Origin of the sequence: uncultured Actinomyces sp. (genome assembly GCF_963542285.1) — a bacterium.
GTDB lineage: Bacteria > Actinomycetota > Actinomycetes > Actinomycetales > Actinomycetaceae > Pauljensenia.
The window spans coordinates 184,346-208,881 of the sequence record NZ_CAUTWQ010000001.1 but is presented as its reverse complement, the minus strand read 5'-3'; the positions used below and the strand labels follow the sequence as shown (position 1 = coordinate 208,881).

The following is a 24,536-nucleotide window of genomic DNA, read 5'->3' as shown; positions in this document are numbered from 1 at the left end:
GTCTCACAACAGACCAGGTGAACTTCTCAATCAACATGAGATGAATAGAAAGGACATGTCCCAACAGGAACACGGAAGAATTTCCATATTTGGAGATCGAAGGATTTCCTTCAGTGCGATAGTAGCAAGCTCAACACGTTTTCTCACTACTTTCACGCAAACAGTTTTGCTCTGCGCGCTAAATCACACAAATATGCATCCACCGTTAATCTTTGAAAGATTGCCGCGAGTAATTTGAAGACCTGACGCGGCAAGTTTCAAAGGACGCACTGCCCACCCTGCCGCCTGAGCATCGGCTTGAACCTTGGGATCAATGCTTTCAAGACTGAGCACTGTTGGTCCCGCACCAGAGATCACCGCTGCTTTACCAGCACCACGAAGCCAGGTCACCAAAGCATGAGAAGGTTGCATTGATTGACGTCGATAGTCTTGGTGCAGGCGATCTTCAGTCGCAGCCATGAGCAGGTCATGAATATTCTTCCCCGCCCCAATGACATGGTTTTGCCCACTGAGGACAGCAGCCAAGATTCCAGCACGCGAAAGATTAAATTTTGCATCATCAAAGGGGACCTGCTGCGGAAGTACAGCGCGTGCTTTCGAGGTCGCCAGCTCAAAATCAGGAATAAAGGCAACGGGCTCAATCGGCGCCTCCCCTGCAAGACGCAGCATGCCCGGCGCCTCACCATCCATCCATGAAATCGTCACTCCGCCGCCGATAGCCGGGGCGACGTTATCCGGATGGCCTTCCATCTCGGTCGCAATCGAGAGGATATCCTCCGCGGTAAGCGCCTCGGGATCTCCGATAAGCGCGCGAGCAAGCCCAAGACCAGCGACGATTGCCGAGGCCGAGGAACCAAGGCCTCGAGAATGAGGAATCCGGTTCATACAGCGCATCTGGATGCCAACCTGCGCAACGCCTGCTGCATCCAGCCCCATACGCAGCGCCTGAACGACAAGGTGATTTTCGCCTTCGTCGAGGACTCCTGCCCCTTCACCTTCAATGGTCACGTGAGTTGTCCCCGCGGTCGCATGGACACTGACCTCATCCCACAGGTCTAAGGCAAGACCGAAGGAATCAAAACCAGGTCCGAGATTAGCCGAGGTAGCAGGAACGCGAACAGCGACGAAATCTTGAGTGATGCGCATGGAGGGTCACTTTCCAGAATTTAGATATCCAGGAGCGGGAAGATTGCGGGTGGAACATGAGCGCTGAGCTCATGCGCCAGTGTCTCGACGAGGCCATGGGCGCGGTCTCGCGCGATAGCCTGGGTCGTCAGGGTCACAACACTTTCCCCTTCAGTATCTCCCGCTTCGATATCGATCCCCTGTAGCGACACTTCGAGCGAGGAACACACCCTACTCACTGACTCACTCACACCTGAAGTGTTCGGAATGCTCAAACTGATAATGAATGGCGAAACAACACTCCAATTATCTGAAAGCCTCACAGGCAACTCATTTTCTTCGCGCATTGCTCCCAGCCCACTCAGACGGTCACGCGCGGCGGCAACAATGTCCCCCAAGACAGCCGAGGCCGTTGGGAAGCCGCCCGCCCCAAGGCCCAAGAATGAGAGTGTTCCTGCAGCCTGAGCATTGACAAAAACACCGTTCGCGGGCCCGTGAAGAGAGGCGAAGGCATGATCATGAGGGACAAAAGTCGGTTCAACCCCTAGACGAAGAACAGGCTCCCCTACCTCCTCATCATATTGAGCGCGAGCGACAAGCTTAATGACGTAGCCAAGACGTTCGGCCAGTGCAATGTCCTCTCTCGACAGCGCGACGATCCCCTGACGGGGCACGCTCTCAACGCTGACCCAACGTCCAAAGGAGAGAGAGGACATAATCGCGCATTTAGCTGAAGCATCATAGCCCTCAACATCGGCACTGGGATCAGCCTCTGCGAAACCCAATTCCTGGGCCTGAGCCAAAGCTTCGTCATAGTCCGCTCCCTGAGTGGTCATTTGATCAAGAATAAAGTTCGTCGTCCCATTGACCACTCCAGCAATCTGGCGAATCCGATCACCGCGCAGGGATGACATCAAAGCGCCAATCACAGGAATTGCACCGGCAACAGCGGCCTCGAAGTAAAGGCGGGTATTCGCCTCGCGCGCGGCAGCAAAAAGCTCGGGCCCACGAGAAGCAATAAGAGCCTTATTACCAGTGATGACCGCGCTGCCATTCTTCAGGGCAGCCATGACATAGTCGTAAGCCGGATCGACCCCACCGATCAATTCAACGACAAGGTCTTTTCCCGCAATGACTTCATAGGGATCAGTCGTCAGCAACGAAGAATCAATAGGAAAGGCACGCTTGGCGTCTAGGCGTCGTACGAGCACAGATTGAACCTCGAGCCGAGTACCCAAACGACGTTCATACTCATCCGACCACTGTTGAAGAAGGTGGATCACATGAGCGCCAACAGTGCCTGCACCCAAAACTCCAATACGGATCGGGGATGGTGTCGTGTTCACATTTACTCCTCATGGGCGCCAAATGGCACGTATATAAAATCAGCTGAAATTGCTCATGGACCAGTGACGAGTCTACTGTGCACACCCCCTGAAGGCACAGCCTCATCAACCAATGAACTGCATGCAGCACACTCAATGTCAAAAAAGGACTTTTGTCCTAGACTGTGAGTGACCGGCGCGACAAAAGTCCCAGATTGTTAGACATGGCATATACACAGAACAGGCATAAAGATGCTGTCGATGCACCAAGTGCGAGAGACTATTAGCAGATGCCCGATACGGCACCAAAGATGAGGCCGATGCCTTATCAACCGGAGGTTTTCAGTCCGAAAGCCACGGCAACCGAGAAGAGGGAACATGACTGATCAGCAGACCGTCGACGTCGCAACCGACGCCTGGGACGGTTTCGTCAAGGGCCATTGGTCCGAAGCAATCGACGTGCGCGACTTCATCCAGCGCAACTACACCCCTTACGAAGGAGATGCCTCCTTCCTGGCCGGGCCGACCGAAAAGACCCTGCGCGTCTGGGAGACGCTCGAAAAGGACTACCTGTCCAAGGAACGTAAGGTTCGCATCCTCGATGTTGACACCCACACCCCCGCCGATATCGACGCTTTCAAGCCCGGTTACATCAGCGATGATGACGACGTCATCGTCGGCCTGCAGACCGATGCGCCTCTGAAGCGTGCAATGATGCCAAACGGTGGCTGGCGTATGGTCGAGACCGCTATTAAGGAAGCTGGCAAGGAGGTCGACCCCGAGGTTAAGAAGATCTTCACCCAGTACCGCAAGACTCACAACGACGCGGTCTTCGATATCTACACGCCTCGTATCCGCGCAGCGCGCTCCTCCCACATCATCACCGGTCTTCCTGATGCATACGGCCGTGGCCGCATCATTGGCGACTACCGTCGTGTTGCACTCTACGGTGTTGACCACCTGATCGAGGAAAAGCAGAAGGACAAGGATCGCTACGCAGATCAGCCCTTCTCAGAGCACTGGGCACGCTACCGCGAGGAGCACTCGGAGCAGATCAAGGCTCTGAAGAAGCTCAAGAAGATGGCAGCCGACTACGGCTTCGACATCTCCGGCCCCGCTCGCAACGCACACGAAGCAGTCCAGTGGACCTACTTCGGCTACCTTGCCTCCGTGAAGTCCCAGGACGGCGCCGCAATGTCGATCGGCCGTCTCTCCGCATTCTTCGACTGCTACTTCGAGCGCGATCTTAAGCGCGGAACCCTCACCGAGCTCGAGGCTCAGGAAATCATCGACTCCCTGGTCATCAAGCTCCGCATCACCCGCTTCCTGCGCACGATCGATTACGATCAGATCTTCTCCGGAGACCCCTACTGGGCAACCTGGTCGGATGCAGGATTTGGCGAAGATGGACGTACCTTGGTCACCAAGACCGCATTCCGTCTTCTGCAGACCCTGCGTAACCTGGGCCCCGCACCCGAGCCGAACATCACCATCTTCTGGGATGAGAAGCTCCCCAAGGGCTACAAGGAATTCTGTGCACTGATCTCGATCGAGACCTCCTCCATTCAGTACGAGTCCGACGAGCAGATTCGTGAGCACTGGGGCGATGACGCAGCCATCGCTTGCTGTGTCTCCCCTATGCGCGTTGGCAAGCAGATGCAGTTCTTCGGTGCCCGTGTGAACTCTGCAAAGGCTCTCCTCTACGCCATCAATGGTGGCCGCGATGAGATGAGCGGAAAGCAGGTCATGGAAGGCTACGAACCCATTAAGGGTGACGGCCCGCTTGACTTCGACGAGGTCTGGGCAAAGTACGAAGAGATGCTGGACTGGGTTGTGGGCACCTACGTTGAGGCCCTCAACATCATCCACTACTGCCACGATCGCTACGCCTACGAGGCAGTAGAGATGGCGCTGCACGATTCCGAGATCGTTCGCACCATGGGTTGCGGCATTGCTGGCCTGTCCATCGTTGCTGACTCCCTGTCCGCTATCAAGTACGCGAAGGTTTACCCGATTCGCGATGAAACCGGACTGGTTGTCGACTACCGCACCGAGGGAGACTTCCCGACCTACGGTAACGATGATGATCGCGCCGACGACATTGCAGCAACTGTCGTTCACACCATCATGGATAAGATTCGCGCAATCCCCATGTACCGTGATGCAATCCCGACCCAGTCGGTGCTGACCATTACCTCGAACGTTGTTTACGGTAAGGCAACCGGTTCCTTCCCCTCGGGCCACCAGAAGGGCACCCCCTTCGCACCCGGTGCAAACCCCGAGAACGGTATCGATACCCACGGCATGGTCGCCTCCATGCTTTCGGTCGCCAAGCTCGACTACAACGACGCGCTGGACGGCATCTCGCTGACCAACACCATTACCCCTCAGGGCCTTGGTCGTACGCGTGACGAGCAGATCACCAACCTGGTTGGCATCCTGGATGCAGGCTTCGTCCCCGACGATTCCTGCGCCTACGACGGCACCAAGGGTTACTGATAGAAACAAGTCTTAGGCAAACGGAACACCGCTTGTCTATCCGGCCCCACCCGGAAGAAAAGGAGAAATGAAATGGCAACGAAGACCTACGAAGAGCGTCTTGCTTCCATGAAGGCCGCCCGCGAAGAGCGTGAGGAAGGCGCTGGTCTGTACCACGCCAACATCAACGTTCTCGACCAGGCAACCCTCGAAGACGCAATGGAGCACCCCGAGAACTACCCGAACCTGACCGTTCGCGTTTCGGGCTACGCAGTGAACTTCGTGAAGCTCACCCGCGAGCAGCAGCTGGACGTGCTTTCCCGCACCTTCCACCACTCCGCCTGAGCGTAGATGACATGAATGGGGCGCTGGCCGCAGGGCCCGCGCCCCATTCATTTATCTGGCGGATCACGAAATTTTTCTCATTTTTCTGTCGTTCCTCTAGGTAGGAACCAACCCTTTGGGTAGTAATCCACGGAGCACACAATGACCATGACTATGAGCAGCGCTGAGCTACTTCGCGATCAGGATTTCCAGGCACCGACGGCTCGAACAGCCGGCCAGGGTGTTGAAGGCCTGGAAGAGTTGACTGACCTTGAGCGTTCGGATCGCTTGGCTCGAATGCGTGAGGGAACCCTTGGTTCAATCCACTCTTGGGAATTGGTCACTGCCGTTGACGGCCCCGGAACCCGCATGACGGTCTTCCTCAACGGCTGCCCGCTTCGCTGCTTGTACTGCCACAACCCCGATACCTTCCTCATGAAGGATGGCGCTCCCATTTCAGATGAGGAGCTTTTGAATAGGATCCGTCGCTACCGAAGGGTTTTTAAGGCGACCAACGGTGGAATAACCCTTTCCGGTGGCGAGGTCCTCATGCAGCCAGCATTCGCCAAGCGCATTATCTTGGGCACGAAAGCCATGGGGATCCACACCTGCATCGATACTTCCGGTTATCTTGGCGCTAACTGCGACGACGAGATGCTGGACAACCTTGATCTTGTCCTTCTGGACGTGAAGTCCGGCTTCCCTGAGACCTACAAGGAAGTCACTGGCCGTGACCTCCAGCCAACCATCGACTTTGGTGATCGCATCGCTCAGCGGAGTGGTCCGACCAGAATTTGGATCCGTTTCGTCTTAGTTCCCGGTCTGACCGATGATCCGGAGAACATCCGTCAAGTCGGAGAGATCGTCTTGCGATGGAAGAACGTCATTGACCGTGTTGAGGTTCTTCCCTTCCACCAGCTTGGTTCCGATAAGTGGAAGAGCTTGGGACTCGAATACAAGCTGGAAGACACGAAGCCACCATCGCCCGAAGCAACAGACAAGGTTCGTGATTACTTCCGTAGTCTAGGCTTCGAAGTCCACTGAGAAACTGTAGACGAGCAAAAATTATGCCGCCCCTAGAATCCCATCTAGATTCAGGGGCGGCTACTTTATTGCCACGATTGAGGCTTTATCGTTCCATTGACGGAGGCTGTACTGCCTGAGAAAAATCGGCACGCATATCGTCGGCACGCATATCGAATGGCAGGTGCGCAAGCCTCTCTCACACCGAAAGTTCTACTCAGTACTGGGGTCCTGGGAAAGCGAACCCAAGGCGCCTTGTAAGTCCTCCCCCTCACGCAGCTCACGGATCACGCGAGCAGGGTTACCCACGGCCAAGCTATAAGGCGGAAGTGAGCGGGTAACAACCGATCCGGCTCCGACTACCGAGTCGTGGCCAATTGTCACTCCCTGGCATACTGTTACCCCGCTTGCCAGCCACACATTATCTTCAATAGTGATGGGCTCAGCGCTCTCCCACCCCGCCCGGCGAGGCCCGTGTTCCAAGGGATGAACGGGAGTCAGTAACTGACAATTCGGACCGATAAGAACGTCATTACCAATACGAATTTCTGCAACATCGAGCGCGGTCAAGCCATAGTTCACCCAGACCCCCTCGCCGATATGAATATTAAATCCGTAGTCAACGCGAAAAGGCGGACGAATTGTCACCCGTTCCCCCACGCTGCCGAGGATCTGCTGAAGAAGATAGTGTGCAATATCAGGATCTTCTGGAAGTGCCTGCTCGTAGAGTTTCAACAGGCGCTGCGAGCGCTGTGAAACCTCAGCCATTTTCGGGTGATCTCCGATATACCAATCCCCCGCGAGCATCCTCTCCCAATTATTACGCCCATCGGCCTCGAAATTTCCATGCTGGCGCATTAGCTATCCCAATTCCGCAATAGCGCAAGCAGCAATTCCATTGAGTATCGATCCGAACGCGGATCCTCGGGATGCCACTGAACGCCAAGAATCCGGCTATTTGGATCCTCAACTGCTTCGATCACGCCGTCACTGCTACGCGCACTTACCTGCAGCCCTTCTCCCACTCGGTCGATACTCTGGTGATGCGCTGAGCTAACCGTGAGCTCGTGGCCAAAGCCGGCACGAATCAGGACTGATCCTTCATCTACGACAACCTGGTGACGCGCAAAACGTTGGTCATCAAGAAGAGTCGGGCTCTCATGGCCATCCATGTCTTGAATCAAGGTGCCGCCGTAAGCAACGTTTATCACCTGATGCCCGCGGCAAATTCCAAGAAGCGGTATATGCCGTTCGCGGCACAATTGGACTAACGCGATTTGTCGCCGATCGCCTTCTGGCCAATGCTGGCCTTCTCTGGGGTAACCAGAATCCATGCCGTAAAACTCGGGAGCAACATCTGGTCCTCCCAAGATGATCACTGCATCGGCACCTTCAACAAGCTGCTCGGGCAAGCGAGGATCGCTATCCGCAATGTGCAATCGCACATCCCAGGTAGCGACAGCGCTGCTCAGAACACTCCCCTGCAATGCCTCCAGTAATGCCTGTTCCCGGCAAGTGGCGCGGTGATCGGTCAGGGCACTGACCAGAAGGGTCAGGCGACTCATCTCGTCTCCTTGATATCAATCAGGCCAGAGTTCCCATGGGGTCCCATGCGGGCAAAACGATGGGTTCAGAATCCACTGCGGCAGCTAGGTCTTCAGGAAGCGCACTCTTAGGCACAACGACCTCGAAAACGTTATCGGTAAACCATTGATCATCCATGGTGAAGAAGCCGGAATCTCCAGGTTCGTCACCCCAAGAATTCTCAACCCTCCACGCGCGAGGGTTTCCCGCCTCGTCAAGGTCAACTCCGGTAAAGAGCATCGCATGGTCCATCGCTGACTCGCCCGAGCGCACCCGCTCAAGCTTCGTCGAGCTGAAATCGACATCAAAGAGACCGTCGTAGTCATGGATACCGGTCACAAAGAAGCCGAGGCCACGATCATAAGGCTGGGAGACGTCGGCACCGAACCAGACAGCCTCACCTGCTGCGATCTGTGCAGCTGCAATGCGCTTAATCTCTTCAACGGGGGCATTCAGGTAGCGAATCGGACGTCCACCAACGACGTTACCGAGGTGCTCGACAGTTTCCATCGATCCCTTCGGGTTTTCAGGACGAGGATCATCAACCAGGCAGATGTACTCGCTCAGGTCCACGCCCACGTGGCGCTCGTAGAACTCATGAGGGGTGATCTCACCATCGCGGTGGAAGTTGCCCTCATCATCACGCCACTGCCAGTTAAAACGCACGGGAGGTTCGCCCAGGCAGACAACGAGAATCTTCCACACATCGGCCAAAATCTTGCGACGCTGAGTATCGACTTCCTCAGCGCTCGCACCGGCAGCAATGGCCTCGCGAAGACGAAGAGCACCAATGTGGAGCACTGCGCGCAGGCGCGCATTCATGGGACGCGAGTTGGTTGATGCCTCGCTTTCAGGCATGACTTCCTTGGGCACCAAGCCATACTTCATATAGACCGAAACAGCCATATCCCACTGGCCACCATCACCCAAAACATCGCCCAGCAGGAACTGAACAAGACGGCCATCAACGGGCTCATCCGAAGTAGCAATGATGTCTGTCAGGAACCAGTTGGCACGTTCGAACTTATCCCAGAAGAAGACGTAGCTCTGGGAGAACTCAAAGTTCTTGACCCCCAGGCTTTCGCGTGCCCGCGAGCGCAGGAAGTTCAACGAGGAGAAGAGCCAGCAGCGACCGGACTTCTTCTGAGAGGTTGCCTTCCAATCATCCAATCGGTGTGAAACAGCCGTAGAAGTGTGCTGAATCTTTTCGCGGTTCAAAGAAGCGGCTTCAATTCCAACTTGGGTTGCGGCATTCCTGGCCAGCGCGACCTTGGCGCTTTCCTCTTCGCGCAGTTGCATCAGGAGGTCGTTGGAGATCTCAGGCATATTCCCGTCCTATCACTTGACTAGTACTTTAAGCATCTTTGCTTCCTCCATACTACGCTCCCAAGGGGCATCTCCCCGCTTCTGTCCATGAACAAGGAAGGGCCTGAAGTCTTAGGAACACGCCTTCTTTCCCACTTAGACTGAACTGGTACAGTTTCCTCTGTACAAGCCACAGTGAGGTGTTGCTATGAGTTTCCATGCGTCTGGTCGCGAGCTTTCGTGCGAGGCCGGGGACTATTCCCTGAGCGTCGTCACCGTTGGTGCTGGGATCTCGTCCTTGAAGTGGAAGGGGCGAAACCTTGTTCTTCCTCATAAGGTGACCGAAGTTGCGCCCGGCTGGTCTGGAAAAATGCTTCTTCCTTGGCCTAATCGGATTGCCGATGGACGTTATTCGTGGGAAGACAGGGAATACCTGCTGCCCATCAATGACCGTGGGACTGGCACGGCGCTGCACGGGCTTGCGGGGTGGGTTCCGTGGGAGATTGTTGACGCTACGGCATCTCACGTGAGGTTAGAAAGCTTTATTGCAGCTCAAGAGTCCTATCCCTGGCCTCTCACAGCCCGCCTCGATCTACGTTTAGATCCAGAAAGTGGCCTAAATATTGAGTTGTCGGCAAAGAACCTAGGGGATTCTCCTGCGCCCTATGGGGCCTCTCTTCACCCCTATCTTCTGGGCGGCGCCACCGCTAATCAGTCGATACTGAGCCTTCCGGCTTCGCGCATTGTCGATACTGACGAAAATCTCCTGCCAACGGGCATCAACCCCGTCAGCACTACATACGACTTCCGCGTTCCCCGTATGGTTGATGATCTTTTCATCGACCACTGTTACGGCGGCCTTCACGGGGATTGGGAAGTGCGTGTGACGAATACGCAGGGTGAAGGCACAGCCTTGGCTTCCAATACCCCGTGGGTTCAAATCCATACAGCAGATGCCCTTGGCCGTCCAGGCATCGCGGTTGAACCAATGACGTGTCCGCCCGATGCCTTCAATTCGGGAATTGATCTCATCTCTTTGGCCCCCGGCCAACGTCACCGTCTGTCGCTGTCCATCCGCGGACTGTCAGAGAGCATGTAATACTGAAGCGGTGTTGAGCTTTCAGGATGCAATTTCTCGGGCCAGTGATTTACCCGTTTCTCAGCTGCTTCCTGATTTTCTGCGCTCATGCAACTTAGGCAGCGTATCAATCATTTCCGCCAGCGCTGGTAGCGGAAAGACGACTCTTATTCCCCTTGCCTGCGCAGAGCTTCTTGAGCCCCACCAGCGAGTCCTTGTGTGCTCACCACGGCGCGTGAGCGCGCGTTCCTGTGCTCGCCGCTTGGCCCAGTTAGTGGATGACCGCGTTGGCCACCTTGTTGGGTTTAGCGTCCGCGGTCAAAGCGAGCGAAGCACGTCAACGCGCATCGAATTCGTTACCCCCGGTGTCTTGACTCGAATGATTCACTCTGACCCAGAATTGCAGGGAATCGGTTGTGTCATTCTTGACGAGTTTCATGAACGAGCGGTCGATAGTGATCTTGCGTGCGCCTTCCTGAGCGATATTCGCGAGGTTCTGCGCGAAGACCTTCGCTTGGTCATCATGTCTGCGACCGTCGACATTGACGCCCTTCGCAGCCTTCTCGCTGATTTTTCGCCTCGGGTTTTTGAACTGAATCAAGAGCTTCATCCAGTTGATATTGTCTGGGAAGCGCCGCCGCGCGGTATCGACTATTTCCAGGGCGAGAGGGTGAGTATTCCTTTCCTTCGTCATATCGCTGCACTTGTTGCGCGGGCGCTGGAACGCTATCCCGGAGACGCGCTTGTGTTCGTTCCAGGTATGCGGGAGATATCCAAGGTCTGCGAATTCCTTGAGGGAGTGAATGCACAGGTCATTGCACTTCACAGCCAGCTGTCTCCTTCGCTCCAGGATGAGATTTTTTCTTCTTCACCTTCACGACGAATCATTGTTTCTTCCTCTATTGCAGAAAGTGCACTCACGGTCCCGGGAGTCCAGATCGTCATTGATTCAACATTGAGCAGGCATACACGCTTCTCCCCCGCTCGCGAGGCGACTTCACTGGTCACGGTGCCTTCGCCTCGTTCCTCAATGGTTCAACGCGCGGGGCGAGCGGGGCGCCTCGGTCCAGGAGTGTGTATTCGAGCCATGGAATCCTCGGGATGGGCGATGCGCCCGTCCCAGCCCTCCCCCGAGATCACAATCTGTGACCCCGTTCCGCCTTTGCTTTCCGTGGCGTGCTGGTCGCGCGCAGACTTCTCCTCTGTCCGTCTTCTTGATACCCCCAGCCGAGGCCTTGAGGAGTATGCGCGTTCCTCCCTAGAGGCTTTGGGTGCGATCGACGAGGACGGACAGGCCCTACCCCACGGACGTTCACTTGCGCTCTCCCCGGTAGACCCTCGCCTTGCCCACGCACTGAGTACTCTTCATGATGAGATTCCGCGAGAAATTGCGGCGCTTTGTGCGGCTGTAATCTCTGAAGATTTACGTCCAAAGGGAGGCGACTTACTGAGCTGTCTATATTCGCTTCCTCTCAGCGGTGCTCAAGCTGCCCGCATTGAAGAAACTGCCGCGCGTATGTGCCAGGATCCCCACCCTACGTGGGATACACGGTCACGTGCGAAAGTCGCAGCTGCTATGTCAGACTTTATCTCTCGCGCATTTCCACTTCGTCTTGCACGTCGACGTGAGGGAAGTGCTCGCTATCTTCTTGTTTCTGGCGTAGGCGCATCGCTTCCACAATCTTCAGCTTTAGAGGGAAGCACATGGCTTGCAATAACCGATCTACAATCAACCACCCGCGATGGAATCATTCGTTCGGCGCTTCCTCTTGACCAAGACACTGCTTGCACGGCTGCATCCTATTTACATAAATCTGTTTCGCGCTTGACGCTTGACCGTGGCCGAATCCTTGCAGTTATCGAGGAAAAACTCGGGGCTGTGACCTTACACAGTACCCGTGATCTAAATCCTGATCGCGAAGCAATGCGCTCGTTTGCTCTCACGGAGTTGGCGAAGATGAGCGTTGAAGATCTGCCGTGGAGCCAAAGCGCGTCACAGCTACAACTGAGAATTCTCAAATGCCGAGAGTTTCTGGGAGATCCTTGGCCTCTTGTTGATGACGAACACTTCATCATTTCCTGCGGGCCATTCTTGGCAGATCAGTGGAGTGACGGTCGTCCTCTAGCAGAGCTGTCCCTCAATGACGCTCTGGCCTCCCTCTTAGTCTGGCCATTGAATAGGGAGCTTGACCGTCAAGCACCAACACAAATCACAATCCCAACCGGCGCGCAACGGCGCGTGGAATGGGATCACGAGGGCGCACGTGTCTCTCTTCGCGTTCAAGAAGCATTTGGGTGGACTGATTCTCCCCGTTTCATGGATGGCCGACTTCCACTGCGCATCGAACTCACGGATCCCGCAGGACGTCCTGTGGCCATTACCAGTGATCTTGAATCCTTCTGGAAAGGGCCCTACCAGCAGGTTCGATCCGAGCTTCGAGGCCGCTATACCAAACACCATTGGCCTGAAGATCCATTCTCGGTTGCTCCGACAGCACGAACGAAGCGCACATCAACGAGATAAAAGTGAAGCGCCTCACCATCACTTATTGGCCGGAATGATGTCGTATCCTGCTTCGTTCTACGAGATGCGAAGGATCGCTCCACTCAGTAAAGGAGACACCGTGGAGAACTTTGACCTCATTGTTGTTGGAGGCGGGAAGGCCGGAAAGTCACTGGCGATGAATCGCGCCAAAAAAGGCTGGAAGGTTGCCCTGATCGAACGACAGTTTATCGGTGGCACCTGCATTAACGTGGCGTGTATCCCCACTAAATCATTGGTCGCCGCAGCGCGCCGCATGGAAGACACTCGCAGTGACGCCACCTTTGGAATCGAGGGCACCTCTGGTGCTTACATCAACGTAGAAAAACTGCGCGCACACAAGGAAGGTATCGTCTCGGCAATGGTTGCCGCACACGAAAAATTCTTCGCTGCGCCAGGAATCGATTTCATGCGTGGAAGCGCTCGTCTTTTGGACGCGCACAGCGTTGAAGTCAAGCTTGAAGATGGGACACTGCGCCAACTCCAGTCCGAGCGCGTCCTGCTCAATCTGGGAACCAGCCCCGCGCATCCTCCAATTCCTGGGCTCTGGGAAGCTGGAGCATGGGACAGCGAAGATATCCTGCGAGTGGAAGAGATTCCCTCATCCCTTGTCATCATTGGCGGCGGATACATCGGTATCGAATTTGCTTCCATGATGACAAGCTTCGGATCCAAGGTGACGGTTGTTGCTTCCGGCCCCCACATCCTTGACCGTGAAGATCCCGATATCGCAGCAATCTACGAAAAGAGCCTGCAGGATCGGGGCGTCACAATCCTCACCGGCGTTCTCGCACAGTCCGGCTCAAAGCAGGACAATGCGATCACCGTCGAGCTATCTGATGGTAGTAGCGTGAGCGCCGAAAAGGTGCTGGTCGCTGCAGGGCGTATCCCCAATACAAAGGGAATTGGTCTTGAAGAAGCTGGAGTGACGCTCGATCAACGAGGCTTCATTAGCGTTGATGACCATCTGCGCACCAATCTCGATGGTGTCTGGGCTGCAGGCGACTGCGCAGGCACGCCCATGTTCACCCATGCCTCGTGGAACGACTACCGGATCATCCGCGAACAGATGGACGGAGTCTCCTTGGACGATCCACGGACTTCAAAGGCCGGACGTCTCATCCCTTGGGCGCTCTTTGCCGAACCGGAGCTTGGACGTATCGGAATGAACGAAACCGAAGCTAAAGAGCAGGGACTGGATGTCCTTGTCGCTTCGATCGATACTGCGGCAATTCCACGAGCAAAGACCATGCGCGATACGACCGGTAAGTGGAAGGCCATCGTTGATGCAAAGACCCACACAATTTTGGGTGCAACGCTTGTCGGCCCTCAGTCCGGTGAAGTTATCACCGCCGTTCAAGTAGCAATGAGCGCGGGCATGACCTATGAGCAGCTCCGCATGCTTCCCATCGCCCACCCAACAATGGGAGAAGGACTCAACATCCTCTTTGATTCTCTTGCCTAAGCTGGACGCACGCTCGGCAGAGCATCTGCGATCCCTCTAAGGATCGAAACGGGTTGGCCCCGCAGTTTCAAGCGAAACTGCGGGGCCAACTGCGTCTATCAGACTGAGCTCACATACGCTCGGGAGCCTCAACACCGAGAAGATCCAGACCGCTACGCAGGACCTGCGTTACAGCATCATTGAGCCACAGGCGTGCAACATGTCCTTCATCAACCGGATCGTCTCCACGAGGAGTAACGCGGCACTGGCCATACCAGGTGTGGTAAGCAGCGGCGAGCTGCTCTAGGTAGCGAGCAACACGGTGAGGCTCACGTAGATCCGCAGCTTGTGCGACCTGTGCAGGGAACTGCGCGAGGACACCCAGTAGATCACTATCAGCCTGAGTATCCAGTGCTGCAGGGTTAAAACCAGCATCGCGCGTAACACCGTGCTCAGCTGCATTTCGCGCAACGTTGCGAGTACGGGCATGCGCATACTGAACGTAGTAGACAGGGTTTTCGTTCGTGCGAGATCCCAGCAGATCCAAATCAATATCCAAGTTGGAATCCATGGAAACTCGAACCAGCGCATAACGGGCAGCGTCCACGCCAACGGCATCGACGAGGTCGTCAAGGGTAACGATGGTTCCAGCACGCTTGGACATACGAACCGGGACGCCGTCCTTAACCAGGTTCACCATCTGGCCGATGAGAATCTGCATGTTAACACCGGGCTTGTCGCCAAATGCTTCACACATCGCCATCATTCGACCAATGTAGCCGTGGTGATCTGCGCCCAGTAGGTAGATGGCAACGTCGGCACCGCGACGGCGCTTATCAAGGTAGTAGGCGACATCACCGGCGAAGTACGCTGCTTGACCGTCGGACTTAATCAGAACACGGTCCTTGTCATCGCCGTAAGAGGTCGTTCGCAGCCACACGGCTCCATCTTGGTCAAAGACCTCGCCACGCTGACGCAAAGTTTCAATTGCAGCGTCAACAGCGCCCGAATTGTGAAGCGAATCTTCGTGGAAGAAAACGTCAAATTCAGAGCGGAAATCACGCAGGCGCTGCTTGATTTCATCGAACATCAGCTCGACACCACGTGCGCGGAATGCCTCAACAGCTTCTTCTTCAGGAAGAGTGACCGGATCGGGTTCCCCTGCTGCGACAGCGTCTTCACGTACTTGCGCAGCAATATCGGCAATGTACTGGCCGCCGTAACCATCTTCGGGCGCCTCCTGGCCCATCGCGCGCGCATAGAGAGAACGCGCGAAACGATCGATCTGCGAACCATGATCATTGAAGTAGTACTCGCGAGTTACCTTCGCTCCCGATGCCTTCATCAGGCGAGCGAGGGAATCTCCCACGGCCGCCCAGCGTGCACCACCCAGGTGAACCGGACCTGTGGGGTTGGCGGAGACATACTCCAAGTTAATGTGCAGCCCCTTCATGGATTCGCCACGGCCGAAAGCTCCACCGGCCTCGACAATGGTGCGGGCAAGCTCGCCTGCAGAGGCAGCGGCAAGACGAATATTGATGAAGCCGGGACCAGCGATTTCGGCGCTATCAATGCCCTCGAGTTCATTGAGGTCACTGACGAGGATCTGGGCAAAGTCACGCGGGTTCATTCCCGCCTTCTTCGCCAATTGCATGGCAATATTGCTGGCCCAGTCGCCATGGTCACGGTTACGAGGCCTCTCAACCTTCACCGTCTCGGGAAGGTCTGCGGGCTCGAGAGCCAAGTTGCCCTGCTTGATCTCAGCAAGCAAAAGGTCGTGGATATGAGATGCAAGTTCTTCTGGAGTCACCATTTAAGGGTAATCGTTTCGATTGCTCCCATGCCACACTGAAACTCTGTGACACCTCACAAAATCTGGAGTAAAGTTCGGTTATACGAAAGTTTCGATCTGTGGAGATAGAAAATGAGTGGTCATCGTCTCAGGCAGCATCGACTATTTGCCTTGATGGGTCCGGCATTTATTGCAGCAATTGCCTATGTGGACCCCGGCAATGTCGCCGCGAATATCACTGCGGGTGCCCGCTACGGCTATCTCTTGGTATGGGTGCTTGTTCTTTCAAATCTCTCAGCCATGCTTGTCCAATACCTTTCAGCAAAATTGGGCATTGTCACTGGAAAATCACTCCCTGCACTCCTTGGTGAACGCCTTCGTCCGCACAATCGAATTCTGTTCTGGATCCAAGCGGAAGTCGTCGCAGCGGCAACCGACCTCGCTGAAGTTATTGGTGGAGCAATCGCACTCAACCTTCTCTTCGGAATTCCCCTCTTGTGGTCCGGTGTCATCATTGGTGCCGCATCCATCGTTATCCTGCTCTTCCAAGGACATCGCCAGAATATTTTTGAAGCAGTGATCATCGGGATGCTTGTCGTTATTACCGCAGGATTCTTAGCAGGACTTTTCTTCGCACCACCACAGTGGTCTGAAGTTGCAAGCGGGCTGATCCCCCGATTCGAGGGCACCGACTCAGTCTTGGTCGCCGCCTCGATGCTTGGCGCAACTGTCATGCCCCACGCGATTTACCTGCACTCTTCCTTGGTCAACGACCACCACACCGATCCAGAAGTCGAACGACCCCATAAGCGTGCGCTTCTTCGCGCAACTCGCCACGATATTTTGTGGGCACTGAGCATTGCCGGAATCGTCAATATTGGCCTGCTCCTTCTTGCTGCCTCGGCCTTGTCTGGAGTTGAAGGAACCGACACCATCGAAGGCGCCTACCATGCGATCGCAAACGCCCTGGGAGGCACCGTTTCCACCATCTTCGCTCTTGGCCTGCTGGCATCAGGTTTAGCATCGACCTCGGTGGGCGCCTACGCGGGTTCAGAAATCATGAACGGTCTCCTCCACGTGAACGTCCCGCTGTTGGCACGCCGCCTGGTGACGATTATCCCGGCCCTGATCATCCTCGGGATGGGGGCAGAACCGACATGGGCATTGGTACTCTCGCAGGTCGCGCTTTCCTTTGGCATCCCCTTTGCCATTGTGCCGCTCATGTATTTGACGCGAAATAAGAAGCTCATGGGCGAATATGTGAATAAGCCGCTGACAATCGCAGTGGCATCTGTGATTGCAGCGGCAATTATTCTTCTCAATATTCTGTTGGTCTACCTGACCGTTACCGGTCAGAGCTAAGCGACAGCGTCCGATCGGGTATTAGTACGCGTCCATCACTGCGATGCGACGCTTGTGACGCTCATCCTCGCTGAAAGGCGTTTCCAAGAAGGTCAAAACAAAGCGGGTGGCGTCTTCCTTCGAGTGCTGACGAGCCCCGACGGCAATAACATTCGCGTTGTTGTGTTCACGAGCAAGCACGGCAATGTCTTCATTCCATACCAGTGCTGCACGCGCGCCCTTGACCAAGTTTGCGGCCATCTGTTCGCCGTTTCCTGAACCACCAATGACTACACCCAAAGAACCGGGATCTGAAACAACACCTTCGGCGGCTTCGATACACATCTGCGGGTAGTCATCGTTGGGATCATAGGTTGTTGCACCATGATCGATAACCTCATATCCCACATCACGAAGGACTTTCACCAGGTGTTCTTTCAGTTCGAATCCGGCATGATCAGTTGCAATATGGACGCGCATGTATATTTCCATTCACGTTGAAGAGGGGGAACCCCTTCATGATACGGCCTGATCCGGGTATGCACTAGCGTTTGAGCTCGGGCTAAAGACTGATAAACTGGGGCGGTTGCCCCGATAGCTCAGTGGATAGAGCGTTCGCCTCCGGAGCGAAAGGTCGCAGGTTCGAATCCTGTTCGGGGCACTTTTCGCGCCACAATAATGGAACGCACCAAGAGCAGCGCAAACCACGTACCAAAAAGCAAGGCATCAACGCGAGGCGACAGAAGCCTGGCACACCATGCTCCAAAAGGAACTGCGCACACAGCCGTGCAACCAACGATCAATGCGGGACCAATGCGTACAAGGCCTCGTCGATAATTCGTCACTGTTCCACTGAGTGCACCCGGAAGCATCACGACCATCGATACTCCACGAGCACCTAGGTCAGACATACCTAGAAGGGTCAGTCCGGGTATCGCAACTGCTCCCCCACCAATTCCCAACAAACCGGCAAGAAAACCACACAAACATCCCAGTAGGAACAGTACTGTTCCCACCGGGAGGGTAATGTCGAGAACCCCCTCGCGAGCGGGGATATACACTACCTGGATCACAATCAATGTCACGATGAATGCGACGAACCCCCAGCGCAGAACACCCTCAGATAGTCGCGCAAGCATCCATGTCCCCATTTGCACACCAAGCAACATACCCATGGTCATCAGAAGCGCAGGAATCCACGCAATTCTACCTACCGCCGCATAGGAGATCACCCCGGAAATGCACGTTGGAACGATGGCTAGCAAACTTGAGGCCGAGGCCTCGCGCTGAGAATAGCCGACCGCCATGAGCGCGGGGATAATGACGGTTCCACCACCAATTCCAAATAAACCTGAGAGTGAGCCCGCAAATAAACCGGCAACAATCAGCAGCGCGACATCGCGCACGCTCTGGGACATTGAACCTCCTCGACGAACTCCATCATAGGCGCGCCGATCGCATAGGAAGATACTTGCTGCCCCACACAGCGCCATAGCCTAGGATGAATGAGGCAGAGTGCCAACCAGATTCACCGTCAAGGAGTTCTTGTGGAATACCCGTTGTGGTCTCTACTTCCCTTTGTCGCAATGCTCGCATCTATCGCGGTTTTGCCACTTATTCCCGCCACCTCACACTGGTGGGAGCGCAATTCCTCTCAGCTCACCGTCGCACTGATCTTGGCAGTTCCGACGACGCTGTGGATGTTCTGGAAGGCCGGAAGCGCTCCGCTGATCGACACGGGGATTGAATACTTCCAATTCATCTGCCTTCTGTTTTCACTCTACGTGGTCTCGGGTGGCATTCACCTGGCCGGTGACATTCGGGCAACCCCCCGGAACAACACAATCTTCTTGGCAATTGGTGGCATCCTGGCATCCTTCATCGGGACAACCGGCGCGGCAATGCTGTTGATCCGTCCCCTACTTGCCACCAACCGCGAGCGTGTGAACAAGGTCCACACCGTTCTCTTCACGATCTTCATCGTCGCTAACTGCGGTGGCTTACTCACTCCACTTGGCGACCCGCCGCTCTTCCTTGGTTTCCTCAACGGCGTTCCCTTTACGTGGACGCTGAACCTGTGGAAGGAATGGGCATTCGTCCTTGGAATCCTTCTCCTCTCGTACTATTCGCTTGATCGCCTGTACTATGCGTCGGAGCCTAAGCTGGCTATCGAAGAGGACAACGAAGACATCGAACCTCTGCGCCTGCACGGTACAATTAATCTTTTGTTCTTCGCAGCGATCATCTGCTCCGTTGCTTTCCTTCCCTCATGGGATGCCGAGGCCATCATCGAAGGTCATGCGCACGGCACCGAGTTAGTTCCGTGGCGCGAGATCGTCATGCTTATGGCCGCTGGGCTTTCGCTGACTGTTGGCAATAAAAAGGTCCGCTACGAAGAAAATTCCTTCCAGTGGTCCCCCATTGCCGAAGTTGCTGCACTCTTCATCGGGATCTTTGCGACCATGGCCCCCGCATTGCGCGTCCTCGAAGAAGTTGCGCCTTCTCTTCCCCTCAACCGCGGAACTTTCTTCGTCTTTACGGGGGCCTTGTCCTCGGTCTTGGACAATGCTCCGACCTATATGACTTTCTTTGAAATGGCAAAGACTCTAGGCGGGGATGGAACGCTCATTGCCGGAGTTCCCGAGGTCTATCTGATCCCGATCTCCTTGGGCGCAGTTTTATGCGGCGCTATTACCTACATTGGCAATGGTCCGAACTTCATGGTCAAATCCGTGGCCGAGGCCGACGGCGTCGAAATGCCCAGTTTCGGTCGCTACATTGTGAATTCATTCATGTTGCTTGTTCCCGAGCTTGCGGCCATGGCGATGATCTTCATTGGTAGTGGCTGGGTCCGCATCGCAGGTATCGCACTGGCCGTCGTGTTAGTAGGGATTTCATTCTGGCGAATCGCACGTGCCCGTACCATTGAATTGGCAACCCGCACCCAGGGCATTGATGCCTAAGCGTTAAAGGCAACACCGACCGTCATAGACAAGCTTGTGGGAGGCACCTCGGGTGCCTCCCACAAGCTTTATGCTTCCCTATCGTTGTCTATTCGGCATTTGCCGGTGCAATCGAATGCCACTGACCTCGTTCTTCAAGAACCTTGCGAGCCCTTGTTGGATAGTCCGTGATGATTCCATCAACGCCAAGATCTAGCAGACGATGCATCTGCTCTTCCTCGTTGACGGTCCAGACATGCACGGCACACCCCAATGCATGCGCCGTAGCAACAAAGCGGCGATCGACAACTCGAAGCACCCCCATCTTCTCAGGAACTTGAACCGCCCAGACCCCTTCAAGAGGCCCTGGGACAAGAAGACGTCTGGCCGGCTGCGCGAGCTGTGAAGCTGCAACAAGACGACTAACCGCACCAACGCCCACTGATGTGACCAGACGCGGCTCCAAACGACGCAGGCGACGCAGCCGTGATTCGTCAAAGGAAGCAACTAAGACACGTCCAAGCGCATCATGTTCATGAATAACTTCAAGCAAAGGAAGCGCAACTTCCTCACTCTTCGCATCGATATTGAAATACATGTCGGGAAACTCATTCAAGGCTTCGGCCAAGCGGATCATTCGCCCACCGTCAACACCGCGCAATTCGCGCAGCTCGCTCCAATTCATTTCACGGATTTTTCCGCTTGCCGGATACGTACGATCAACCTCGGGATCGTGGTTGAGAACAACCTGACCATCGGCGCTTAAATGCGCGTCAGTTTCAACGTGGTAAACCTGAATATTACGTAGCGCTTCAAAAGCTTCTGGGGTGTTCTCAGGTCCTTCTGCTCCCCCGCCTCGATGCGCAAGAATAATCGGCCCATCGCCCACAACCCGATACATGCTTAGCACTCCTTACCAATGTGGACCGCCTTATGGTCCGCCATCCACTCCTCCGGATCAACTGGTTGATCTGAAGAATTATGAATCTCAAAGTGAAGGTGCGGTCCAGTAGACCAGCCATTTGATCCAACGGCTCCAATTTGCTCGCCAGCTGAAACCTGTTGGCCAACCTTGACTTTAATATCCTTCATGTACTGATGAAGGTAAGCAGAATAGAAGACGCTTCCATCACTGGCCGTATGGCGAATCGTCACAAGAGCTCCAGAACGAGAATTCTCTGAAACTTCCGTCACCTCTCCAGCGAATACCGCATGAATTGGAGTCCCAAGCGGGGCGGCCATATCGACGCCTTCATGCATGAGCATGGTTCCCGAGACGGGTGAAATGCGCATCGAGAAAGGCGAGGTGATTTGGTAGGTCCCCTCTTGAAGAGGCCAGTAGATCGTATCCGCCTTCGTCAAAGTGCGCGTACCGTCAGCCGCACCGCCCCCATCACCGACGCATTGAACCATGAGCGGCGAACGCACCCGCGATCGCGAGGCAGCATCGACCTGCGCATTGAGGCCGGAAGAAAGCAAGACGCCTTGAGAATCAGAGGCCCACGATTGCGAACCAGTTGCTGCGCCGAACTGACGCGAAGGAATAGAGATTGAAACGTCGGGACGAAGAAAACCACTGAGCGGAACCGCAATGGTCATTGCCCCTAAAGCAAGAAGAACACTGGAACGCACAAGAAGGCGACCAGCTCTACCGCGCTTTCGTCCCAGAGGTTTAGCGGGAAGAACCTGGGTAGCATCAACCTGCGCACGCTGCGCGCGCTCGTGGGCGCGCTGGCGTCGCGTGGGTAAGTTCGGTGCTGGTGTCGTCATAACTTTTTAATCATCCCAAATATTTTTCACTCACGCAGGTACTTGTGTCCTAGCGCTCATGCTTGGCGATGAGCCCCCGGAAGCGAATCGCGTTGAAGTGCATCACGGACCTCACCGACAAGACGCTCAAGAATGTCTTCAAGGAAGAGCACTCCTTGAATGTTTCCGTCCTTCCCAATAACCTCTGCGAGATGGGCGCCCGCACGCTGCATATGGCGCAGAGCATCTTCGATCTCAGCTTCCATAGAGACCGCTTCCATCTTGCGGATTCTCCATGAAGTGACAGGTTCGAATCGCTCAGAGCCCTCGGCATACAAGACGTCCTTAAGGTGAATATATCCGCTCAGTGCTCCGGAGTCGTCGGCAACGGGGAATCGCGAGAAACCAGTACGCGCGACTTCCTTCTCAACATCCTCGGGAGTGCACTCAGCATTCAGAATCACCAATTCGCTCAGCGGAACCATGACATCAGAGGCGTTCTCAGTAGAAAACTCTAGGGTTCCAGAGAGCAAGCCCAGATCATCATCAATCATTCCCTCTTGCTGAGAATGTTCAACAATGGTCGCCATCTCTTCGATGGTGAAGGTCGCAGAAATCTCTGACTTTGGTTCAACTCCCGCCACGCGTAAGAACCAATTTGCCAAGTGATCCATAGCATGAATGATCGGGCGAATGACATGGCCGATATTGACCAGAATCGGAGCAAGGACAAGAAGAAGACGCTGTGGATTCGCAATTGAAAGGTTCTTTGGAACCATTTCGCCGAAGACAACGTGGAGGAAGAGCACTAAGACCAAAGAAAAGGTGAAGCCAACAACGTGTATCCACGAATGCGGCATCCCCCATTTTTCCATGGGCCCCTCAACCATTGCGGCAAAAGTTGGTTCAGCGACCACACCCAAAGAGGTTGAAGCTACGGTCACGCCCAACTGACAGATTGCCAGCATCAAGGACACGTGCTCTAAGGCAAAGAGTGCGTAGCGTGATCCTCGAACCCCCTCTTCCACCAAAGGCTCAATCTGGGAACGCCTAGAGGAGGTCGTCGCAAATTCGCCCGCGACGAAGAAGGCATTCATCGCTAGTAAAAGAACGGTGAGGACTAAAGCAAGGGTGCTATTCACAGGAGCACCTCGCCTTCGGCCTCGTGAACGGGCGGAACAACGCTCACCTGCATGACACGCCTGCCCATCATCTGAATGACCTCGAGGCGCACGCCAGCAACTTCGCATCGATCTCCAACCTGTGGGATCGTTCCCAACTCAGTCATGATCAGGCCTGCAAGAGTGTCATAGGGCCCATCATCAGGAAGGAAAATCTTAATCTTCTGCGCGAGTTCATCAATCCGCAGGCGTCCCGGAACAAGGTAGGACCCATCAGGACGAGGACGAATACCGAGGCGACGTTGATCGTGTTCATCAGCAACATCGCCGACGATCTCCTCGACGACGTCTTCAAGAGTGACAATTCCAGAGACACCACCGTATTCATCAACGACCACTGCCATCTGCAAGCCTTCTTCACGCAACTGAACCAAAAGAGTCGCCAGATCTAAGGTCTCAGGGACGCGTGGGGCATCTGCCAGAAGAGAAGACGAGAGGACCGGAACCTCGTCGCGCTTTTCATAGGGAACCGCAACAGCCCTGCGCAATGAGACAAAACCGATGATGTCGTCACGATCCTCGCCAATCACAGGGAAACGAGAATGCCCGGTTTCGTGTGCGGCACGGACGACATCAGAGGCATAGCCATCATCGGGAATCGTGTGAAGAAGCCCGCGATCGGTCATGACATCCACGGCAGTGAGTTCAGTGATGCGGATGGAATTCGTGAAAAGCGAGGCCGTCGAGGTATCCAATGTCCCTTCTTGGGCCGAGTGGCGAACCATCGCAGCTAATTCTGATGCCGATCGTGCAGATGAAAGCTCTTCTTGAGGCTCTACGCCCAGAAGACGCAATATCCCATTGGCGGAGGAATTCAGGACAACAATCACCGGCTTGAAGATCATAGTGAAGAGAGTGTTAAAGGGGACAACACGTCCCGCGGTCTTCAAGGGATGGGCCAGTGCTAGGTTTTTCGGAACAAGCTCGCCAAAAACCATGGACATAACATTGATGATGACAGCTGCGACACCCACTCCAACAGCCGAAGAAATAGCAGTTGATAGCCCAAGTCCAACTCCCGCCTTCGTGAGAAGATCCGCGAGCGCCGATTGAGTGGTATACCCCAAGAGAATCGTCGTTAAGGTGATGCCAACCTGCGAACCCGAAAGTTGGGTCGAGAGGTTCTTAATGGCCTGTCCCACCTGACGTGCCCGGGCGTCACCCGCAGCTGCGCGACTTTCAACTACGGCCTGGTCAAGGGCAACAAGAGAAAATTCGGCGGAAACAAAGATGAAGGTACCCGCAGTGAGGATCACTCCTAAAAGGAGCATTGCGATATCAAGAAGCACGCTGGCCTCCCACC

Annotated in this window: 19 protein-coding genes, 1 tRNA gene and 1 pseudogene; 9 read left to right on the top strand and 12 right to left on the bottom strand. The window is 55.0% G+C overall.

Going from position 1 to position 24,536, the window contains the following annotated elements; genetic code table 11:
- Positions 1-183: 183 nt before the first annotated feature.
- Together thrB and RW023_RS00925 are read right to left on the bottom strand one after the other, a co-directional pair.
- Positions 184-1,146, bottom strand: coding sequence for a homoserine kinase (gene thrB, locus RW023_RS00930; RefSeq protein WP_315579456.1), 963 nt, complete (start codon positions 1,144-1,146; stop codon positions 184-186).
- A 20-nt stretch (positions 1,147-1,166) separates the two neighbouring features.
- A complete protein-coding gene (locus RW023_RS00925) occupies positions 1,167-2,471 on the bottom strand; it encodes a homoserine dehydrogenase (protein WP_315579455.1) in 1,305 nt (434 codons plus the stop codon).
- A gap of 357 nt (positions 2,472-2,828) precedes the next feature.
- Between RW023_RS00925 and pflB the strand changes: the two genes are divergently transcribed.
- From pflB to pflA, 3 genes are all read left to right on the top strand, one after another.
- Complete coding sequence (gene pflB / locus RW023_RS00920; RefSeq protein WP_315579454.1) at positions 2,829-4,949, top strand: formate C-acetyltransferase; 2,121 nt, start codon at positions 2,829-2,831, stop codon at positions 4,947-4,949.
- A 72-nt stretch (positions 4,950-5,021) separates the two neighbouring features.
- On the top strand, positions 5,022-5,273 hold the full coding sequence (gene grcA2, locus RW023_RS00915) for an autonomous glycyl radical cofactor GrcA2 (protein ID WP_009409237.1): 252 nt from the start codon (positions 5,022-5,024) through the stop codon (positions 5,271-5,273).
- Between the two features lie 141 nt (positions 5,274-5,414).
- Positions 5,415-6,296: a pyruvate formate-lyase-activating protein gene (pflA, locus tag RW023_RS00910; RefSeq protein ID WP_315579453.1), complete on the top strand. Its 882-nt coding sequence runs from the start codon at positions 5,415-5,417 to the stop codon at positions 6,294-6,296.
- A gap of 192 nt (positions 6,297-6,488) precedes the next feature.
- Here the strand turns inward: pflA and RW023_RS00905 are convergent, their stop codons facing one another.
- Genes RW023_RS00905 through RW023_RS00895 form a run of 3 tightly spaced genes read right to left on the bottom strand, consistent with a single transcriptional unit; the run spans position 6,489 to position 9,185 of the window.
- Positions 6,489-7,133 (bottom strand): sugar O-acetyltransferase, encoded by a 645-nt coding sequence (locus RW023_RS00905; protein ID WP_315579452.1) that lies wholly within the window; start codon positions 7,131-7,133, stop codon positions 6,489-6,491.
- The gene (locus tag RW023_RS00900; RefSeq protein WP_315579451.1) at positions 7,133-7,840 is read right to left on the bottom strand and encodes a gamma-glutamyl-gamma-aminobutyrate hydrolase family protein; all 708 of its coding nucleotides are present in this window, start codon (positions 7,838-7,840) and stop codon (positions 7,133-7,135) included. The genes RW023_RS00905 and RW023_RS00900 overlap by 1 nt, the downstream gene beginning before the upstream one ends.
- Before the next feature lie 19 nt (positions 7,841-7,859).
- Positions 7,860-9,185, bottom strand: a complete 1,326-nt coding sequence (locus RW023_RS00895) for a C1 family peptidase (RefSeq protein WP_315579450.1) — start codon at positions 9,183-9,185, stop codon at positions 7,860-7,862.
- A gap of 187 nt (positions 9,186-9,372) precedes the next feature.
- Between RW023_RS00895 and RW023_RS00890 the strand changes: the two genes are divergently transcribed.
- The 3 genes from RW023_RS00890 to RW023_RS00880 all read left to right on the top strand — a co-directional run bounded on the left by RW023_RS00890 (position 9,373) and on the right by RW023_RS00880 (position 14,249).
- Positions 9,373-10,263, top strand: coding sequence for an aldose-1-epimerase (locus RW023_RS00890; protein WP_315579449.1), 891 nt, complete (start codon positions 9,373-9,375; stop codon positions 10,261-10,263).
- 10 nt (positions 10,264-10,273) lie between these two features.
- Positions 10,274-12,766 carry an ATP-dependent helicase HrpB gene (gene hrpB / locus RW023_RS00885; RefSeq protein ID WP_315579448.1) on the top strand — a complete coding sequence of 831 codons (2,493 nt, stop codon included), beginning with the start codon at positions 10,274-10,276 and terminating at the stop codon, positions 12,764-12,766.
- A 64-nt stretch (positions 12,767-12,830) separates the two neighbouring features.
- Positions 12,831-14,249, top strand: a complete 1,419-nt coding sequence (locus RW023_RS00880) for an FAD-dependent oxidoreductase (protein ID WP_315579505.1) — start codon at positions 12,831-12,833, stop codon at positions 14,247-14,249.
- A 109-nt stretch (positions 14,250-14,358) separates the two neighbouring features.
- Here the strand turns inward: RW023_RS00880 and argS are convergent, their stop codons facing one another.
- Entirely contained in the window at positions 14,359-16,038 is a 1,680-nt protein-coding gene (argS, locus tag RW023_RS00875) for an arginine--tRNA ligase (RefSeq protein WP_315579504.1), read from the bottom strand.
- A 114-nt stretch (positions 16,039-16,152) separates the two neighbouring features.
- Between argS and RW023_RS00870 the strand changes: the two genes are divergently transcribed.
- Positions 16,153-17,382 carry an Nramp family divalent metal transporter gene (locus tag RW023_RS00870; RefSeq protein WP_315579447.1) on the top strand — a complete coding sequence of 410 codons (1,230 nt, stop codon included), beginning with the start codon at positions 16,153-16,155 and terminating at the stop codon, positions 17,380-17,382.
- 21 nt (positions 17,383-17,403) lie between these two features.
- Here RW023_RS00870 and RW023_RS00865 read toward each other — a convergent pair whose 3' ends face one another.
- A complete protein-coding gene (locus tag RW023_RS00865; protein ID WP_315579446.1) occupies positions 17,404-17,841 on the bottom strand; it encodes a ribose-5-phosphate isomerase in 438 nt (145 codons plus the stop codon).
- A gap of 108 nt (positions 17,842-17,949) precedes the next feature.
- Between RW023_RS00865 and RW023_RS00860 the strand changes: the two genes are divergently transcribed.
- Positions 17,950-18,022: transfer RNA gene (locus RW023_RS00860), tRNA-Arg, on the top strand.
- A 13-nt stretch (positions 18,023-18,035) separates the two neighbouring features.
- On the opposite strand, the pseudogene RW023_RS08385 reads toward RW023_RS00860, so the two are convergent.
- Positions 18,036-18,854: pseudogene (locus RW023_RS08385) on the bottom strand (sulfite exporter TauE/SafE family protein); the annotation flags it as partial.
- A 54-nt stretch (positions 18,855-18,908) separates the two neighbouring features.
- Between RW023_RS08385 and RW023_RS00855 the strand changes: the two are divergent.
- Positions 18,909-20,324, top strand: coding sequence for a sodium:proton antiporter (locus RW023_RS00855; RefSeq protein WP_315579503.1), 1,416 nt, complete (start codon positions 18,909-18,911; stop codon positions 20,322-20,324).
- 88 nt (positions 20,325-20,412) lie between these two features.
- Here RW023_RS00855 and RW023_RS00850 read toward each other — a convergent pair whose 3' ends face one another.
- The 4 genes from RW023_RS00850 to RW023_RS00835 are packed head-to-tail and all read right to left on the bottom strand — an operon-like array spanning position 20,413 to position 24,504.
- A complete protein-coding gene (locus RW023_RS00850; protein ID WP_315579445.1) occupies positions 20,413-21,204 on the bottom strand; it encodes a glycerophosphodiester phosphodiesterase family protein in 792 nt (263 codons plus the stop codon).
- Positions 21,205-21,206: 2 nt separating this feature from the next.
- Positions 21,207-22,073, bottom strand: a complete 867-nt coding sequence (locus tag RW023_RS00845; protein WP_315579444.1) for a M23 family metallopeptidase — start codon at positions 22,071-22,073, stop codon at positions 21,207-21,209.
- Between the two features lie 56 nt (positions 22,074-22,129).
- Positions 22,130-23,194: a hemolysin family protein gene (locus tag RW023_RS00840; RefSeq protein ID WP_315579443.1), complete on the bottom strand. Its 1,065-nt coding sequence runs from the start codon at positions 23,192-23,194 to the stop codon at positions 22,130-22,132.
- A complete protein-coding gene (locus RW023_RS00835; protein ID WP_315579502.1) occupies positions 23,191-24,504 on the bottom strand; it encodes a hemolysin family protein in 1,314 nt (437 codons plus the stop codon). The genes RW023_RS00840 and RW023_RS00835 overlap by 4 nt, the downstream gene beginning before the upstream one ends.
- Positions 24,505-24,536: the final 32 nt, after the last annotated feature.